Consider the following 16,794-nt stretch of genomic DNA (forward strand, 5'->3'; position numbering starts at 1 on the left):
CGCCATGGCTGGCTGCCGAATACGGGGACTCCTGTGCCGACTCTTCATCCCGCAAGATTGGGAGACGTTCCCCTGGAGCGCCTTTTTGGGCTCTTTGCTTCCGCACGCACAGGGGCTTGTGATCGACCCGCCCTACTGGGACCCCATGCGCCGAGGCCCTTATCTGCAGCCCATGGACCTGAAAGTCATCCAGAAGATCCTGGGGCTGCTCCCGGCGGACCGCCCGCTGCTGGTGCGCATTACGGGCAAGGATCGCCGGAAAACCGCGTCCCATCTGCAGCATCTGGACGAAGCCCTGCGGCCCACCGCCCACTATGGGCAGGTGGTCTGGCTGGACACCCCCCTGATGTACCACAGCAATCGAGGCCTTCCGGACCTGCTCCTCCAACTGGCCACCCTCACCCAACGTCCCTTTGCCTTGGAAAACGATCCGGACCGGGTTCGCCCTTTCAAGAGCTGGTCGAGCCACGTGAACCTGCGGACCCATGTACTCAAACAGCTGGCGCATAATCCGCGCCTGAGCGCCCTCATCCACCACGGCAGCCTTCGACGCTCCCTCAATTACGCCAAGGCCGTGGTCAAGCGCAGGGACTTCTGCCTCCTGGACGGGGACGAGGCCAACTTCCTGGACTATCCCAACACCACCGGCGTCGTGTCCGCTTCGGCCAACGTCCTGGCTCCCCTATGGGCCGCTTTGCTGGCAAGAAAAAGCCTGAGCGGCCGGGCGGAACACATGACCGCCTACATGGAAACCATGTCGATCCTGCAGGAAGGCCTGCGCCTCCTGCGCCCCCATCCCACCGCAGCCCTTGCGGAAATGCTCCATGCCATGGGATACTCCACTACCCGACCGGCCCTGGATGAGGAAGACCGAAAACAGATGCACCGCTTTCTGAATCGTCTGCCAGACGTATGTATTCACAACTACTGACATTCATCGTCGCCCTGCTCCTCTTTTCCATCCGGGAGCCCGGGCGCGAAAGCCTGCGCCCTCCCGCACAGACCCTCTTTTTGGGAGTGGCGGTGTTCGCCGCCTTCGCCGTCCTGTGCGCCTGGTCCTTTGGGTCCCTGAGGCGAAGCCTTCGCCGGGGAGAAGGCACGGCACGCATTTCCCTGCGTTACCACCGGGCCCAGACGCGGCTGAGCATCCTGGCCCTGGGGGCTCTGGCCTTCGACGTCTACATCCTGGATATCAAGTTCTTCCTGCAGCATCTTCCGGGCTTTCAGCGCTTTTTCACCGTCTCAGGCCTGGTGGGATTGGGCCTTTACCTGCTCCACCTTGCGGTGATCTGGTACTGGGCCTACCCGGTGCACCAGGCGCTCTACCGTTCCGAAACCAGCCGCAGCGCCTTTATGAAGGGTCACCTGTCTTTCTACACTTCCCTGCTGGTCCCCTGGTTTCTCATCGCCCTGGCTTCCGACCTGCTGCAGTTTGTGCGGATGCCCCCCCTGTTGCAAACGGAACCGGGCCAAATCTTTCTCTTCGGCTGCGTCTTCTGCCTCTTTCTCTGCTTTTCGCCCTACCTGGTGGTGCGCTTCTGGGGATGCGAACCCCTTCCCCCTTCGTCGGTTCGCCTGGAGCTGGAAGCCTTCTGCCGCCAGCGGGGCTTTCGGCTGGGAGATTTCCTCCTGTGGCCCCTTTACGGCGGTGACCACCTGACGGCGGCCGTCTTGGGGGTCCTGCCCAAGCTGCGCTATATCCTGATCACCCGTGGGCTGCTCGATCTACTCACCGTGGAGGAACTCAAGGCGGTCGTCTCCCACGAGATGGGCCACGTCAAACGCCTGCACGCTTTCTTCTACCTGACCCTGTTCATCGCCTACGCCGTGGTGTCCTCTTCTTTTCAGGACATCATCTTGCTGCTTCTGCTCAAGCACAAAACGATCCTGGCCTGGGCCACCTCCCCCGAGCCATTGGACCACTCGCTCTTTGCCATGACCTACAGCCTCCCGATTCTGACCCTGTTGGTTCTCTACTTCCGCTATCTATTCGGCTACTTCATGCGCAACTGCGAGCGCCAGGCAGACCTCTACGCCCTGCAGGTTCTGGGACATCCCTTCACGCTGGTCTCTTCGCTTCAAAAGATCGCCTTTTACAGCGGCCAGATCGAAGACCTTCCCAGCTGGCACCATTTCAGCATCCGCCAGCGGATCCACACGCTCCTGGCCGCCCATGAAGATCCCGGGCGGATCAAGGCCCACAACCGCAAATTGGCCCGCTCCGCCGGGATCTTCTTCGCCGCCTTGACGCTGCTCACCTTCGCGGGCATCCGGTTTCAGCAGTCCGCCACGGTTCAGGGCTGGCGCCACGAAGTCAGGCTTCGGATCCTGGAAAACGAGCTAAACCTGAAGCCCCAAAACCCCGATCTTTACATGGCCTACAGCGGGGCTCTCATGGAAAAAAGGCGCTTCCAAGAGGCGGCCGTGGTGCTGAAAAGGGCCCTGAAGTTCGCCCCCAACCATCCGGAACTTCTCAACAACCTGGCCTGGCTCTATGCCACGGCGCCGCCCCCTTACCGAAGGCCCCAAGAGGCCCTGGATCTGGCCCTGAAGGCCGCCACGATCCGCCCCGAGCCCCACATCCTGGACACCCTGGCGGAAGCCTACTTCATCAACGGACGCTTTCGCGAAGCGCTTCTCATCATTCGTCAGGCCATCGCTCAGGAGCCGGCCAAGATGGACTACTACCTGGAGCAGGAAAGGAAGTTTTTGGAAGCCCTAGAGAGAACGGAAGAGACAGGATCCCAGGAGCCAGGGCGAAAATAGGCTTCAGCCGGAAAACGGCCAAAGGAGCTGTCCGAGAACGCCCAGATTGCTCCCTTCTTGTAGTGACGGAAGCTTGGGACTTCCAAGCGGGCTTGTGCTGCCAACTTTGCCAAGCCGCACTGGGGGCGGGTTCCGAACCTGCCCCAGAAAGGGCGAAAGCCATTTTCGGACAAGCCCCAAAGGGTTTCGGGTCTCGTCACAGCCATGAAACCGAAGCCCCCTTCCGGGCAGGAAGGGGGCTTCCATAGGGTGGTCAAAGGACTGCAAGAGTTCTTTGGAAACGGATCAGAAGCGGCTGATGATACCCATCAGGTGGGCCGCCTCGGACAGGGGGGCGTTGATATTGGCCCTGTGATTGGCAATGAATCCGTCCAGGTCCCCGTCCAGCACGATCCAAGGATCCATTTCTTCCGCGCGATGGAGCTCGTGGAGGATCTCGTCCATGATGTCCACCGCGTCGATGGTCACCAGCTGGTCCTCAAAGCCCACGCGGGCCACCTTGAGGATTTCGTACATCACGTGGGCCACGCCCTTGGCGTAATAGAAATAATCGTCCACCTCGAAAAAGCTCACCGGGCTGCCGTCCCCGTGCCGGTCGATGATGAGGCTCTTGTTCACATTGCCCAGCAGGTCTCCGTAGGACGTAATGAGCGACATGAAGTTGTCCACCCGGTAGTAAAAGCTCCGTCGGCCCGTCTTCAGTTTCTCAAGGAACTTTTTCAGATGCTCCACGGCTTCCCCGTAGGAGCTTTCAGCCGAAGGAAACCAGAAGAGGGTGGCCTTGTTCATGAAAAGGTTCAGGGCGTTTTCCAAGTCCCGGTCGTAGGTATCCGCTTCCCCCATCCGGGTCAGGCTGTCTTTGAGGCGCAAGGTGGTAAAGCGCATGGCCTCCAGTACGCCCAGCTGGTAATTATTGATATTGTCCGTAAAACGCCCCAAGATCAGATCGTTGGGGCGCCAGCCCAGAAACCGCCCGTGCAGCTCGTGTTCCATGAGATTGATCATGGTTTCCACGAAGGTCACCCCGGGGATGGGGGATATTTCCGGCAGGTGCACCCCTTCGCCCTCTCCGTGCGGGACCTCCCCCGCGGGTTCGTGAGCCAAAGGAACCCCGGGTCGCTCTTCTTGATGACCGGGCAACGGCAAAGCGGGTTCCGGCAGATGGGAGGCCGATTCCCTGCCGGGCGCTTCGTGAGCGGCACTGGTGCCCCCGGCGTGCATCTCGGGGGATTGCCCTGACGAGGTGGGCGCCGCGGTGTGTTCCCGCTGCGTCGGCGCCGCCCCCTGCTCTTCCGCATCCGTCGAATGCGCCGTTTGGGAAGGCGTCTCGTGGGCCTTCCGGGACTGGGCGGACGCCTGGATCTGCTCCGATGGTGTCAGAGTGTGCTTCTGGAGGGCCAGGGCCCATCGGGGTCCGGCGAGAAACAGGCCCCAAAAGACCGCCACCCCAGCCGCCACCAGGGCGGTGCGCCTCAGGTGCGCCCATGGACCAGTCAAGGGCAGTTTCCTCTGTCGGGTCATGTTCTGCTCCTTTTTCCCAAAGCTATCGCGATTCACCATAATACGTGGCACAAGAATCCTTGGATTCCCAAGCAGACACGCTGAACACCCACCGGTGGTCCCCATTGATTCGAGCGGCCAAGCTTTCAAATAAAAACCGGGCGATGTGCTCGGAGGAGGGATTACGTTCCTTGAAATACGGAAGATCATTGAGATACTGGTGATCCACCTGCTGCAAGACCTGGCGGGTCGCCTGCTTCAATTCCCCGAAGTCCAACAAAACCCCCGCTTGGTCCAATCGGTCGCCCCGCACCACCACCTCCACCTTCCAGTTGTGGCCGTGGAGATTTTCGCACCGACCGCGAAAGTTTCTCAGATTGTGAGCAGCGGCAAAATCCGTGACGATCTTCACTTCGTACATGAGCTTTTCATCCCTTGGTGAGGGCCGCACCCCGTGGACGCAGTCAAAATCTTTTTCCTTCGAACAGTTACGCCCATTAAACTCAATGGCCTTTCCTTTGTCAATCGCCATCGCCCAGGCTCATTTTGCCTATTGACAGGAGAGCCAAGATTTTCTAGATATAGCGGCGCCGTGGCGGTGTAGCTCAGTCGGTTAGAGCATGCGGCTCATATCCGCAGTGTCCGGGGTTCAAGTCCCTGCACCGCCACCAAATCTTGCTTCGGAAGATGGGGTCGTCCGAGAAGGCGGCCCCATTTTTTTGTTGAAAACCGAGAGATTATCCATTATTAGCCAAGAAACTGGACCAGGAGACAGGGATCTTCGACCGCCCTCACGCGATGATCGACGATGGACAACGACGAAAGAAAGGACCGATCATGACCCTGACCAAGGCTCACATCGTGGAGAATCTGTTCGCTGAAAACGTCTTCACAAAAGCCGAGTCCGCCCAGATCATCGAGACCCTTTTCGAAATCATCAAACAGACCTTGGAGGAGGGTGAAGACGTTCTCATCAGCGGATTCGGCAAATTCAGCGTCAAGGCCAAGAACCAGAGACGCGGTCGAAATCCCCAGACCGGTGAACCCATTATCCTTCCCCCGCGCCGTGTGGTGACGTTCAAGTGTTCCGGAGTTCTGCGGGAAAAGATCAATCACGGATCATAGTCCCAGAAGACCCGGTCCTTTCAAGGCTCTGTCCTTTCCCGGTGGCAAGCCTTTTCGCCAGGCATCCGCGCGGTAGTGTCTCAATCCCACAGACCGTTGACGGTTCCTGAGGCTGCCGCCCCCCACGAGGTCCCATGAGCGCAGATGTGTTGACCGTCGAAAGGCTCGAGGGTGGTGTTATGCGCTGCACCCCCTCCGCTCCTTTTGTCCTCAGCACGAGCCGCCGCTATCACGAAGCCTTTACCCGCCTTGTTGCCACACCGGGCCTGCGCACCATCGTTTTGGAGATGGCCCCCGTGAGCACCGTGGACAGCGCCGGAGCGGCCGTCCTGAAGACCTGGCAAAAGGAGTGTGGAGCACGGGGAATCAACCTGGAGCTGAGCCAAGCGGCTCCCCAGGTGGAAGCCTTTTTGCGCTTCGCCGGTTTCTTCGAAAAGCCCACGGCGCGACCGGCGCCTTCCAAGAAGCGCTCGCCGCTTCCAGAGCGGCTGGGAGTGGCCGCCGTGCGCCTGTGGAACGACACCCGTGATCTTATCCAGTTCATCGGCGGGGTGACCGTAGCCGTGGGCCCCTGCTGTTTCAATCCCAAGCGATTCCGTCCCCGGGAGATCCTCTACTACATCCAGCAGTCCGGGCCGGAAGCGGTCCCCATCGTCTTTTTGGTCAGCTTTCTCATGGGACTGATCATGGCCTTCCAGGCCGCCGTGCAGCTTCGACAGTTTGGGGCCAACATTTTCGTGGCCGATCTGGTCAGCCTGGCCTTGACCCGAGAACTGGGGCCCCTCATGACCGCCATCATTCTGGCCGGACGTTCCGCCGCGGCCTTCGCCGCCGAAATCGGCACCATGAAGGTGAACGAGGAAGTGGACGCCCTGACCGTCATGGGCTTCGAGATCACGGAATTTCTGGTCATGCCCAAGGTGGTCGCCTTGGCGGTCAGCGGTCCTCTGCTGACCGTGTTCGCCAACGCCTCGGGCATCCTGGGCGGCATCGTGGTGGGGGTGCTCAGCCTGGATCTCACCCCGGCCAGTTTCATCCTGGAAGTCTGGCAGATTCTGACCGTGGGAGACGTGGCCGGGGGCCTGGTGAAGAGTCTGGCCTTCGCTGTGGTGGTGGCTCTGGTGGGATGTTTCCGGGGCCTGCAGACGGAAAGAACCGCCGACAGCGTGGGACGCATGACCACCTCGGCGGTGGTCACCTCCATCTTTCTCATCATCCTGACCGACGCGGTGTTTACCATCATTTTCCACGTCTTTTCGTGGTAGAGATATGAAAGGGGACATGAGGCGCCGGTGCCGAGACGCTCCTTGGAAAGGATAAGACGCCAGACGAACGGCGGCGTCCTGATCCACCCACCATGGGTTGTGGTGAACCGATGAAGCGAAACGAGACTCGTTCGGACGTGGAAGAGGCGGTGATTCGAACGGAAAACCTGACCGTCGGTTACGGTGAGACCGTGGTCTTGCAGGGAGTGACGTTCCATGTGGCCAAAGGGGAGATCGTCACCATCCTGGGCGGGAGCGGTTGCGGCAAAAGCACCCTGCTCAAGGCCCTTATCGGCCTGATCCCGCCCCTGGGCGGTTCCGTGTGGGTGGCCGGTCACCCCATCGTGGGACCGGACAGGCAGGAGGCGCTGGAGGCGGTGCGAAGAAAGATCGGCGTCCTTTTCCAGTCCGGAGCCCTACTGGGATCCTTCACCCTGGCGGACAACGTGGCGCTGCCCTTGGAAGAGTTCACGGATCTGCCCAAGGCCTTGATCGACGAAATCGTTCATACCAAACTGGCGGCGGTGGGACTGGCCGATTACGCCCAGTACATGCCCATGGAATTGAGCGGAGGGATGAGAAAGCGAGCGGCCCTTGCCCGGGCCATGGCCCTGGACCCGGAGATCCTCTTCTGCGACGAGCCCTCGGCCGGCCTGGATCCGGTGACCGCAGCGGAACTGGACACCCTGCTGCTGCAGCTCAATGAAGCCCTGGGCATCACCCTGGTGGTGATCACCCACGAGCTGGCCAGCATCTTGGCCATCAGCCAACGTTCCATCATGCTGGACAGTGAAGCCAAGGGCATCATCGCCCAAGGCTCCCCCCGGGACCTGCAGGAAAAGAGCACCGACCCCAAGGTCCTGGCCTTTTTCCACCGAAATCCGTCTTTGCTGGCGCAGGCAGCGGGGTCGACCACCCCGTGAGAAGAGGAGAGATCCTGTGGCACGGCGCGTGAACACATTCAAAATCGGACTCTTTGTGATCTTGTGCGGCGGCATCGGCCTGGTGGCGCTCATCTGGCTGGGCGCTTCCCACTTTTTCGAGGAAAAGGCCACTTACGTCACCTACTTCGCCGAATCGGTCAAAGGCCTGCAACAGGACGCCATCGTGAACTATCGGGGGGTGGCCATCGGCCGGGTCGCCTCGGTGGAGCTGGCTCCCGACGGGCGTTTGATCCAGGTGGTGATGCATCTGCGCCCCGATTTCAAGGTGGACGAAACCCTGGCCATTCGCCTGCGGGAACAGGGGCTGACGGGCCTCAGGTTCCTGGAAATCGACACGGCTCCCCCGGATGTGGACCGGGCCACGCCGCCGTTGGACTTCGAACCGCCCTACCCGGTGATCCGATCTTATCCCTCGGAGTTTCAACAGTTGAAGGGGGCCTTCGAGAGCCTCTACGCCAAGGTCGTCTCTTTGGACCTCAACGGCCTGACAGAGAGATGGAAACAGGTGGGGGAGACGATCAATCGGATCTTCGGAGGAACGGACCTGGAAACCACCCTGAGAAACGTTCGGGAGGATACGGAACGTCTCAAGGTTTTGCTGGACCGCGCAGACCGAGCGCTCCAAGAAGAAGACCTGAAAGCCATCGTTCAAAACACGCGGGAAGCCACTCAAAGCCTGCGCCTCCTGGCGGGAACCATGGAAAAGTCCGCTTCGGGGGGAAACCTGAGGGCCCGCTTGCAAGACCTGGGAGCGGCCGTCTCCGCCACCCGCCAGGCGGCCGAAACCCTGACCGAACGGCTTTCGGAGATCCCTCCCGGCGCTCTGCGCCAATCCTCCCAAAACATGCAGGAACTCCTCCGGGACGGCCAGGCCGTGGTTTCCCAATGGAGCACGCAAACCAACGAAACCCTGGTCCTGCTCAATCAGAACCTCTATTCCCTGAAGGTCCTCTTGGATCAACTGGTGGTGCTGGCGCGAACCCTAAAGGATGCACCCAACCGGATCCTCTTTTCCACAACCCCCCAGGATCCCTTCGAAGGACAAGGAAAATGACCCAACGATCCAGGCAAAGCGCTGTGGTCTTGGCCGTGGCCCTGATGGTGTCGGCAGTGGGTTGCACACCCCTTTTGCACCCTTCCGCCCCGCCCAATTATTACGCCCTGAGCGTGCCGCCACTGGAAACGTTCGCCTGCCCCCAAAGGGGGATATCCCTTCGTGTCTGGCCCTTTGACGCCACCCAGCCCTATGATCGCAACGAGATGATCATCGCCTCCACCTCCCATGAGCTGACATTCTCGTCGCGACACCGCTGGGTTGCCAGCCCCGGGGAGATGCTGGCGGAACAGATCGCCCAGGCCCTTTCCGCCGGCCACCTCTTCCAAACGGTGGACATGGCGGGAAGCCCGGCGGTCCAATCCCCTTGGAACCTGGCCGGGCACCTGCACCGATTTGCTCTTTCCACGAATTCAAACCGGGTGCAGGCGGAATTGGAGGTGCGGGTGGTTCTGTGGAAGGAGGGCGCTGCCCGCCGGATTTTTTGGCAAAAAACCTACCGATTGGAAGAAGTGGCGGATTCGGTGCGCCCGGAGATCTTCGCCGAGGCCATGAGCCGGGCGGTGGGATGCTTCATGAACCAGCTGGCCCGGGACCTGTGCGCCGCCATGGACGCCGTCACGCCCACGCCCGCACCTCAATCTTAGGAGCCTGCCCGAGAACTCCCAGGTTGCTCCCTGTGGGCCCGTGCGGCCCTCAGCCATCCAAACACCGGGTTTCGATCCGGTGCGCCACGTGCTCCATGCGCTTTCTCAGCTGGCTGTTCTTGCGTGCCAGCTCCCGATCCACCTTTTTCAGCGAGTAAATGACCGTACTATGGCTTCGCCCGAAGGCCTGAGCGATGGCGTTGAGGGATTCGGACGTGTATTTTCGGCACAGATACATGGCCAGTTGCCGAGCTTGTGAGATCTGCTTGTGGCGCGCCCTGGACCGCAGCTCTTCCATGCTCACGCCAAAGTTGGCGCAGACGGCTTCCGCAATGTGGGGAATGCTCAGCGACGGGAGATAATCCAGCATGGCCTGGGTGACTTCTCGAGCCAACTCCAGGGTGATGGGAATGCCCAGGATGCTGCTCTTGGCCAGGATGCCCACCAGGCAGCTCTCCAGCTGGCGCACGTCGGAGGTGATCCGATCCGCCAGAAACTCGGCCACTTCCATGGGAAGTTCCACACCGTCATAAGCCGCCTTGCGCTGGATGATCTCTTTGCGGGTCACAAAGTCGGGCCGTTCGATGGGAGCCACCAGGACCCCCCCCAGGCGGGACCGCAGTTCATGGTTGAGCCGTGGGATGTCCTGGGGAGCCGTCTTGCCGGTACAGATGATCCTTCGGCCCCGATCCAGAAGCTCGTCCAGGGTGTAGACCAGTTCGTCCTGGATTTTTCTCTTGCCACTGAAAAACTCCACCTTTTCCAGCAAGAGAACGTCACAGCCGTCCCGGTATCGGCGCTTGAAATCTTCGATTCGATCCCGTTTGAGCGCTCGAATCATTTCGTTGGCGAACTGCTCCGCCGTCACATACCGCACCCGGGTGTCCGGTTGACTGGTCGTCAAGAGATTTCCCACGGCATGGGTCAGGTGGCTCTTGCCCAAACCTGGGTCCGCCATGAGGTAGATCGACTGGTTGAAAAGGTTTTGTTGACCCGCCATGGCCAGGCAGGTGGCATAGGCGAAATGATTGGACCGGCCCACCACGAACTGGTCGAAGGTGAATCTGGGATTGAAAGGCGATCGCGGCTTTTGGCCCACATCGGCAAAGGACAGCTGCCGGGGGACCTCTTCCGGTGGCTGCCACTCTTGCCCATCGTCCTTTTCCTGGAGCGGATCTTGGCTGATCAGCTCCAAGCGGACCTTTTTCAGCCGGGGAAACCGATCCCGTCCCACGGTCAGAATCCTGGGCACCAGGTGGCTTTGAACCCAATCTCTGTGGAGCGCGTTTCTGCAGCCCAGGACCAACTCGTGCCCATCGAATTGGAGAAAACGGAGTGTGGCCACCCATAGATCGTATTGGCCCCGCGAAAGGCCCTCTTTCAGCCCTTCCTGTACCGCTTCCCACTCTTTGAGCATCCTGTCCATGATCCTCCGAGACGCGTTTTCCATCCCAGTCCAACGCTCCTGAAAAAGCAAGCCACCCCCTTTGACACCTGCGATAACCAGAAACGACCCTCGCGGTGGCGGCACACAACAGGACCGGGAGCCATCGTGCAATGTATTGTGAGCATCTGTGAGAGAAGGGGTCACCGCTGACCAGGCGTCCCTGCCCCAAAAGCTTCGAAACGCCCCCGCGGCAGGTCCATTGATAAAGGGTCGCGGCGGCCACCGTCAACGTCGCTCTGGGTGAATTTGGCGCTCTTGAGCCCTGTTCGTTCCGGGGTGGGTTCTTCCTTTGATGCAAGGATGTTACAATCTCATGACATTCATCTACTTGATTCGCAAGGAACTTCTGACTTCGATGTTTTCCATGGCATTTCGAACTCTTGTGCCGTTCCCGCCCCTAATCGCCACCCCGGCCCTTTGCCATGGACTCTTCTTTTCTCTCTCAAATGCAGATTTTTGACGTCTCCGTGGCGGACCGAGGCGGCCTTTCTCCTCCCTCATTGAATAATCAATCCGTTATGGTAGGCTAGGGAGCAATGAAAATTCCTGAGGAAGGAGGATCACGCCTGTGGATGCGATCCCCTCGGTGGCTCAATGCCGCGAGCTGTGGGAACGGGCACATGTTCCACCACACATAAGGGAGCACAGTCGAAAGGTCGCTTTGGTCGCCCAGGCCCCGGCGTCCCATCTGAACCTGAACAGCCTCCGCGTGAACGTGGATCTGGTACGCGCAGGGGCTCTGTTACACGACATTGCCAAAGGGCTATCGCTCAAGACGGGGGAAAATCACGCTCAGTTGGGCTATGCCCTCCTCTGGCGGTGGGGATGGCACCAGGTGGCGCCCATCGTGCGAGATCACATTTTGATGGATCCCGAAAGAGCGCAAGGGCCCATCACCGAATCCCTCCTGGTCAACTATGCGGACAAGCGGGTCAAACACGATCAGATCGTGGGCTTGGAGGAGCGCTTTGAGGACTTGATCCTGCGCTACGGAAAGACGCCGGCGATCCGTGACGATCTGCGACGCCGCCTGGATCTTTACCGAATAGTGGAGGCAAGGATCTTTTCGCACCTTCCGTGGAATCCGGAAGACGTGGAACGGTTCACCGACCTGCGGGTCCCGAAGGGGCTTTCGTCTGCGGCCTCGGGACCCATGCCGGGCGGCGCCGACCCCATCCCGATCCGCCCGGAATCCTAAGAGGCTGCTTGAGAACGCCCAGGTTGTCCCTTTCCTATGCAGACGGGAGGGACTAGGAAGCACGCTTGTGCTACCGGCCTTGCCATGCCTTGTAGGGACGGGTTCCGAACCCGCCCCCACGAGGCTTTCTGAGAACTCAAAAAGCGCCACCGGCCATTGTGGGACAGGCTCTTGGAAGGCCGGCCTAACATGCCAGCTGGGTGCCGCTTCGTGCCGACCCGTCGGCGTAGGACTTCAATGACGGAGCGTGCTGTTGATGAAGGGGTGAAGGTAAACGGGTGTTTCGGACACGCTCCCAGAGCAAGGACCAGTAACAGGGAAGGAAGGCCATGAACGGGAAGAAGCTTCGAGTCGCCCTCCTTGCGGGAGGCATTTCCGCCGAACGGGACGTCTCCCTCAAGAGCGCCCAGCAGGTTGACGAGGCACTGGACAAGACCAAGTACGACATCCGCCGCTACGACCCACGGGACCAGCTGCCAGAGCTGGTTCGGGATGCGTCCACGATCGACGTGGCCCTGGTGATCCTTCACGGACGTATGGGAGAAGACGGAGCTATCCAAGGTTTTCTGGAATGCCTGGGGATTCCCTACCATGGAAGCGGGGTCTTGGGCAGCGCCGTCGCCATGAACAAGATCGTGAGCAAACAGCTCTATCAGCAAGCCGGTCTTCCCGTGGCTCCTTACGTCATCGTCGACAGAAAGGCCCCCCCGGCCCCGGCGGAGATTGTGGATTCCTTGGGACTGCCCGTGGTGGTCAAGCCGGAACACGAGGGGTCCAGCATCGGTTTGAGTATCGTCAAGGAAGAAAAGGATCTCCAGGGTGCCCTGGAAGAGGCCTGGCGCTACGACCCCAGGTGTCTGGTGGAACAGTTCGTGGCGGGCACGGAAATCACCGGGGGGGTCCTGGGCAACCACAAGTTGGAGGCCCTTCCGCTGGTGGAAATCATCCCCGGAGAAGAGTACGAATTCTTCGACTACACGGCCAAGTACACCCCGGGAGCCACCCGGGAGATTTGTCCGGCCCGGGTTCCCGACGAAGTGGCCCGCAGAGCCCAGGACTACGCTGTGCGCGCTCACAGGGCCCTGTGCTGCCGCGGCTACAGCCGAACGGACATGATCGTCTCCCCCTCCGGGGACATGGTGGTGCTGGAAACCAACACGATTCCCGGAATGACCCAGACAAGCCTCTACCCTCAGGCTGCCGCGGCCGCAGGAATCAGCTTCAGCCAGCTCCTGGATCGGCTCATTGAACTGGCCCTGGAAAGGGATTAGAAGGAGAACCTGGGCCCGGCGGCTCAGGATGCCTTCTTATTGGTGAAATTGCCGCGGGGGGCCCCCACGTTGTCGAAGGCGGAATTGAAATTACGGTACAAGGAATGGTAGTCCCGGATGCGGTGCCACTTCTTGATGTAGCCGGGCGGTAGCTCCTCCACCAGCTCGATGCCGTCCCACTGCCTGGGATTGGGGAACGCGTAGTAGGGCAAGTCCTTGGGAAGACCCCGGACGAAGACCACCTGCGGGGTGGTCCATTCCAGGTATGCCAGATAGAGCCGGTGCATCCCGTCATTGATGATATGGACCACCCGGCCGTTGCGCTCCACGGACTCTTCCACGATGGGCGGCAAGACGTCGATGGGATCCTCGGCCCCCTCCAGCCAGACCTTCACATAGCCGTTCAGCCGGAAGAGATCGTAACCGAAACCTTCCAGCTCCCACTTGAGATGGCGGACCTTTTGAAGCTCTTGGACCAGCACATAGCGCTGAGCCGGGTAGAGATCCTCGGTGGCCATCTCCTCCAGGCTGATGGCCGCGTCTTTATAGACCAGCACCTCGGGGCGTTTGAGGAGCGTCACACGGCGCAGCCGTTCCAAGAGCTCCGGGGCGCCGAAATGTTCGACCTTGACCACACGAACATCCATGGATTTTTTCCACTCCTAAAACAGCAAAGCCCGCGGGTAGCGGGCTTTGCCGAAGCTTGGGGGGGTAACCCCAAAAAAGGATGATGGCTCATGGTGGCGAGGCCCAGAATCGAACTGGGGACACGAGGATTTTCAGTCCACTGCTCTACCGACTGAGCTACCTCGCCGAAACCGAGCGCGACATTACAGGATCGGCCCTGAGTTTGTCAAGCACTTTTAGGGCAATCGTCACTTGTCGGCCTCGTCCTCATCGTCGGGTTCCAGGATGAGCCCATCTTCCAGTTCCAGAATGAGGCCTCCCTCTTCCCATGTCTCATCGCCTTGTTCCTTGGAACGCGCCTCGGCGTCATCTTGATCGGGGAGCTCATCCGCCGGGCTCTCGTCGAATTCTCCCAGATCCAGATCCAATTCCAAGGGCTCCTCTTCCGTCGGGGACGTTTCCTGGTCCTCCATGCTTTCCAGCACGAACTCCTGAACAGCCACCCCCTGATCGTCCTCTTCCAGAACAACCACCGTGTCTTCGTCCTCTTCCGCCTGGGCCGGCTCCTCGATCCGCCCCATGAGGGCGTCCACCGATTCCAGTTCCCGGCGCAGCTGGTCCAGGCTTTCATCGGCCAGCTGCTCTTCCTCTGCCAATTCGTAGACAACCTCGTCTTCGCCCGGGGCCTCGTCCGAGGGCGCCTCTTCCACGGCCAGATCCCCTTGGGGAAGGGCCGGCTCCGCATTCTGGGAAACCTCTTCTTCCTCCAGGGCTCCCAGGTCCAGGACCAGTTCATCGCCTTCCACGTCTTCCAAGGGAGCCGTCGGGACGGATTCCGTCTCCGCTTCCGGGATGGACAACTCCTCCCCATCCTCCTCGTCCAAAAGCTGGAGGGTCAGTTCCCCGTCCTCGGTGGAGGTCTGGGCTGTCAGATCCAGCTCCGGGATCTCGTCCAAAACGATCTCAGACGCCTCTTCGGGAACGGTCTCTTCGGGTTGAGGCACCAAGGGATTCATGAGGGCCTTGATGGCCTTGGCCACAAACGCCGGCACCTCCGGGCGAAAATCGAAGAGATTGAGCTCCTGGCGCACGGAGCTGAGATCCGTGCCGCACTTCTTGCACGCCTCCAGGTAGTCAAAGCTCACAAAGCCGCACTTGGTACATTTCATGACCCTATCCTCGCCTCGATCGATTCCTGTGCAGGTTGCGATCCATCCCACGTGGTCTCCCGGGCCCCGGCGCAAGAAACCAGGTACCGGAAAGGGGTCTTAGGGCATGGAACGCTCGCCCCAAAGCAGTTGCACACCGGCAGCCATGGCCACACACGCCGTTTCGAACCGGAGGACGTGCGCTCCGAGAGACACCGGGATGAACCCCCGTTCCCGGAACATCTCCAACTCTTCATCCGCCCAGCCACCTTCCGGGCCCACCGCGCCGACCAGGCGCCGGGCCGTGGGTCTTTCCCGCCACACGGAAAGCAGGCTCCGCCGGGGTTCCACCTCGGAGGCGACCAGCGCCATGGGTTCGCCCCCTTCCGTCCGTGCCACCCTTTCCAGCAGGTGCTCAAGGCCATCGACCATGTCCAAATCCGGAAGCCACGCTCTGCCGCACTGGCACAGGGCCTCTTGAGCGATTTTCCCGTAGCGGGCCAGCCTCTTTTGCTTCCGGTCCCCTTCCAAATGGTACTGGCTCCTTCGCGCCCGGAAGATCAAAAGGCCCGTCACCCCCAGTTCCACCGCCTGCCGGACAACCAGGTCCATCCGATCCGATTTGGCCAAGGGGACGGCCAGACAGAGGCTCACGGGGTTTGGGGGAACGATCCGGGCCGCTTCCTCAACGGCCACCGCCCGCCCCTTGCGGCCCGCCACGATACGGGCCCGAACGGACAATCCCCTTCCGTTGCAAAGTTCCACCCGGGCCCCGGGACCCATCCGCAGCACGCGCAGCAGATGGTGCGACGTCTTCCCGTCCAGGACAATCTCCCCCTGACCTGGGCTCAAATCCTCATGAAAAAACCGTCTTCGCGTCACCGATACCCGTCATCCGTGTTCCGTGATCCGGGGGTTCGGCCGTGGCCCCCTCAACCGAACGCCCGCCTTCCTGCCCCGGGGCCTTTCCCTTCGGCCGGCGAGCACCTCAACCGGACAAGAAGCCCAGATACCACTGGAACACAGCCTTGCCCCAGAAAAGATAACAGATCGCCCCCAAAGACAAAAAGGGGCCGAAGGGGATCCGAGCGGAGGCCATCTTCTCCCGATGGCGAACCATCATCCCCAGACCGACCGCCGTCCCCAACACGGACGACACAAAGATGGTAAAGACGACCCCCTGCCACCCGGTGAAGGCACCGATCATGGCCAGCAGCTTGATGTCCCCGCCCCCCAAGCCGTCCTGTTTTCTCAACGCCTGATAGGCCCACGCCACGGCATAGAAAAGGCCTCCGCCCAGCAGCGCGCCCAGGAGCGAATCGCTCCACGACAGGTGGGATCCCACCAGGGACGCGATCAATCCCACCACCAGTCCCGAAAGGGACAACACGTCCGGGATCAGGTAGGTGTCCAGGTCGATGAAGGCAATGAGAAGCAAAAGGGCTGAAAAGATAAAGAAGAGGACAAAGGAGAATCCCAGACCGAACTGTCGGTACAAGAGGAGCGCCAAGATGCCGGTCAGAAGTTCCACCAAAGGGTATCGCAGCGATATGCGCGCTTTGCAGCTGCGACACCTTCCCCGCAGCAGCAGGTAGCTCAGCAAGGGAAGGTTGTCGTACCAGGCGATGGGCGACCGGCAGGAAGGACACCTGGATCCGGGAAACACAAGGGACTGGCGGCTCGGGAGCCGGTGGATCACCACGTTGAAGAAGCTGCCCAGACAGCATCCCACCGCCACCAGGAAAATTTCGATCAGGGGTTCCATCTTCCACAGATCCATGGCTTCGTCCCGATTCTGGCCA

General features: G+C 60.5%; 16 protein-coding genes and 2 tRNA genes. 10 read left to right on the forward strand and 8 right to left on the reverse strand.

The genetic code is table 11. The features are described from left to right. Nucleotides 1-4 precede the first annotated feature (4 nt). Nucleotides 5-931, forward strand: a complete 927-nt coding sequence (locus tag B9A12_RS11105; RefSeq protein ID WP_084057968.1) for a beta/alpha barrel domain-containing protein — start codon at nucleotides 5-7, stop codon at nucleotides 929-931. Continuing rightward, a complete protein-coding gene (locus B9A12_RS11110; RefSeq protein WP_084057969.1) occupies nucleotides 913-2,766 on the forward strand; it encodes a M48 family metallopeptidase in 1,854 nt (617 codons plus the stop codon). Before B9A12_RS11105 ends, B9A12_RS11110 begins: the two co-directional genes overlap by 19 nt. A 285-nt stretch (nucleotides 2,767-3,051) precedes the next feature. On the opposite strand, the gene B9A12_RS11115 is transcribed toward B9A12_RS11110, so the two are convergent. Then, nucleotides 3,052-4,287: a DUF2333 family protein gene (locus tag B9A12_RS11115; protein WP_170920546.1), complete on the reverse strand. Its 1,236-nt coding sequence runs from the start codon at nucleotides 4,285-4,287 to the stop codon at nucleotides 3,052-3,054. 22 nt (nucleotides 4,288-4,309) lie between these two features. Then, nucleotides 4,310-4,687, reverse strand: coding sequence for a 6-carboxytetrahydropterin synthase QueD (queD, locus tag B9A12_RS11120; RefSeq protein WP_084058022.1), 378 nt, complete (start codon nucleotides 4,685-4,687; stop codon nucleotides 4,310-4,312). A 173-nt stretch (nucleotides 4,688-4,860) separates the two neighbouring features. Between queD and B9A12_RS11125 the strand changes: the two genes are divergently transcribed. The 6 genes from B9A12_RS11125 to B9A12_RS17010 all read left to right on the forward strand — a co-directional run bounded on the left by B9A12_RS11125 (nucleotide 4,861) and on the right by B9A12_RS17010 (nucleotide 9,301). Continuing rightward, a tRNA-Met gene (locus B9A12_RS11125) sits at nucleotides 4,861-4,937 on the forward strand. Between the two features lie 166 nt (nucleotides 4,938-5,103). Beyond that, on the forward strand, nucleotides 5,104-5,391 hold the full coding sequence (locus B9A12_RS11130) for an integration host factor subunit alpha (RefSeq protein ID WP_084058023.1): 288 nt from the start codon (nucleotides 5,104-5,106) through the stop codon (nucleotides 5,389-5,391). A gap of 134 nt (nucleotides 5,392-5,525) precedes the next feature. Continuing rightward, nucleotides 5,526-6,656, forward strand: coding sequence for an MlaE family lipid ABC transporter permease subunit (locus B9A12_RS11135; protein WP_084057971.1), 1,131 nt, complete (start codon nucleotides 5,526-5,528; stop codon nucleotides 6,654-6,656). 110 nt (nucleotides 6,657-6,766) lie between these two features. Then, complete coding sequence (locus B9A12_RS11140; protein ID WP_084057972.1) at nucleotides 6,767-7,579, forward strand: ABC transporter ATP-binding protein; 813 nt, start codon at nucleotides 6,767-6,769, stop codon at nucleotides 7,577-7,579. A 16-nt stretch (nucleotides 7,580-7,595) separates the two neighbouring features. After that, the gene (locus B9A12_RS11145; RefSeq protein WP_170920547.1) at nucleotides 7,596-8,654 is read left to right on the forward strand and encodes an MlaD family protein; all 1,059 of its coding nucleotides are present in this window, start codon (nucleotides 7,596-7,598) and stop codon (nucleotides 8,652-8,654) included. Continuing rightward, a complete protein-coding gene (locus B9A12_RS17010) occupies nucleotides 8,651-9,301 on the forward strand; it encodes an ABC-type transport auxiliary lipoprotein family protein (RefSeq protein ID WP_170920548.1) in 651 nt (216 codons plus the stop codon). Before B9A12_RS11145 ends, B9A12_RS17010 begins: the two co-directional genes overlap by 4 nt. A gap of 49 nt (nucleotides 9,302-9,350) precedes the next feature. On the opposite strand, the gene dnaA is transcribed toward B9A12_RS17010, so the two are convergent. Then, nucleotides 9,351-10,751: a chromosomal replication initiator protein DnaA gene (dnaA, locus tag B9A12_RS11155; RefSeq protein WP_084057974.1), complete on the reverse strand. Its 1,401-nt coding sequence runs from the start codon at nucleotides 10,749-10,751 to the stop codon at nucleotides 9,351-9,353. Nucleotides 10,752-11,316: 565 nt separating this feature from the next. On the opposite strand from dnaA, the gene B9A12_RS11160 reads away from it, so the two are divergent. Then, nucleotides 11,317-11,946, forward strand: a complete 630-nt coding sequence (locus tag B9A12_RS11160; RefSeq protein WP_170920549.1) for an HD domain-containing protein — start codon at nucleotides 11,317-11,319, stop codon at nucleotides 11,944-11,946. A 329-nt stretch (nucleotides 11,947-12,275) separates the two neighbouring features. After that, nucleotides 12,276-13,217 carry a D-alanine--D-alanine ligase family protein gene (locus tag B9A12_RS11165; RefSeq protein ID WP_084057976.1) on the forward strand — a complete coding sequence of 314 codons (942 nt, stop codon included), beginning with the start codon at nucleotides 12,276-12,278 and terminating at the stop codon, nucleotides 13,215-13,217. A 23-nt stretch (nucleotides 13,218-13,240) separates the two neighbouring features. On the opposite strand, the gene B9A12_RS11170 is transcribed toward B9A12_RS11165, so the two are convergent. The 5 genes from B9A12_RS11170 to B9A12_RS11190 all read right to left on the reverse strand — a co-directional run bounded on the left by B9A12_RS11170 (nucleotide 13,241) and on the right by B9A12_RS11190 (nucleotide 16,772). Beyond that, nucleotides 13,241-13,864 (reverse strand): hypothetical protein, encoded by a 624-nt coding sequence (locus B9A12_RS11170; protein WP_084057977.1) that lies wholly within the window; start codon nucleotides 13,862-13,864, stop codon nucleotides 13,241-13,243. A 91-nt stretch (nucleotides 13,865-13,955) separates the two neighbouring features. Further along, a tRNA-Phe gene (locus B9A12_RS11175) sits at nucleotides 13,956-14,031 on the reverse strand. 61 nt (nucleotides 14,032-14,092) lie between these two features. Beyond that, nucleotides 14,093-15,013, reverse strand: coding sequence for a hypothetical protein (locus B9A12_RS11180; RefSeq protein ID WP_084057978.1), 921 nt, complete (start codon nucleotides 15,011-15,013; stop codon nucleotides 14,093-14,095). A gap of 99 nt (nucleotides 15,014-15,112) precedes the next feature. Next, nucleotides 15,113-15,874: an RsmE family RNA methyltransferase gene (locus B9A12_RS11185; protein ID WP_084057979.1), complete on the reverse strand. Its 762-nt coding sequence runs from the start codon at nucleotides 15,872-15,874 to the stop codon at nucleotides 15,113-15,115. Between the two features lie 106 nt (nucleotides 15,875-15,980). Then, entirely contained in the window at nucleotides 15,981-16,772 is a 792-nt protein-coding gene (locus B9A12_RS11190; protein ID WP_245802430.1) for a prepilin peptidase, read from the reverse strand. Nucleotides 16,773-16,794: the final 22 nt, after the last annotated feature.

It is taken from the genome of Desulfacinum hydrothermale DSM 13146, from assembly GCF_900176285.1.
Classification (GTDB): Bacteria; Desulfobacterota; Syntrophobacteria; order Syntrophobacterales; family DSM-9756; genus Desulfacinum; species Desulfacinum hydrothermale.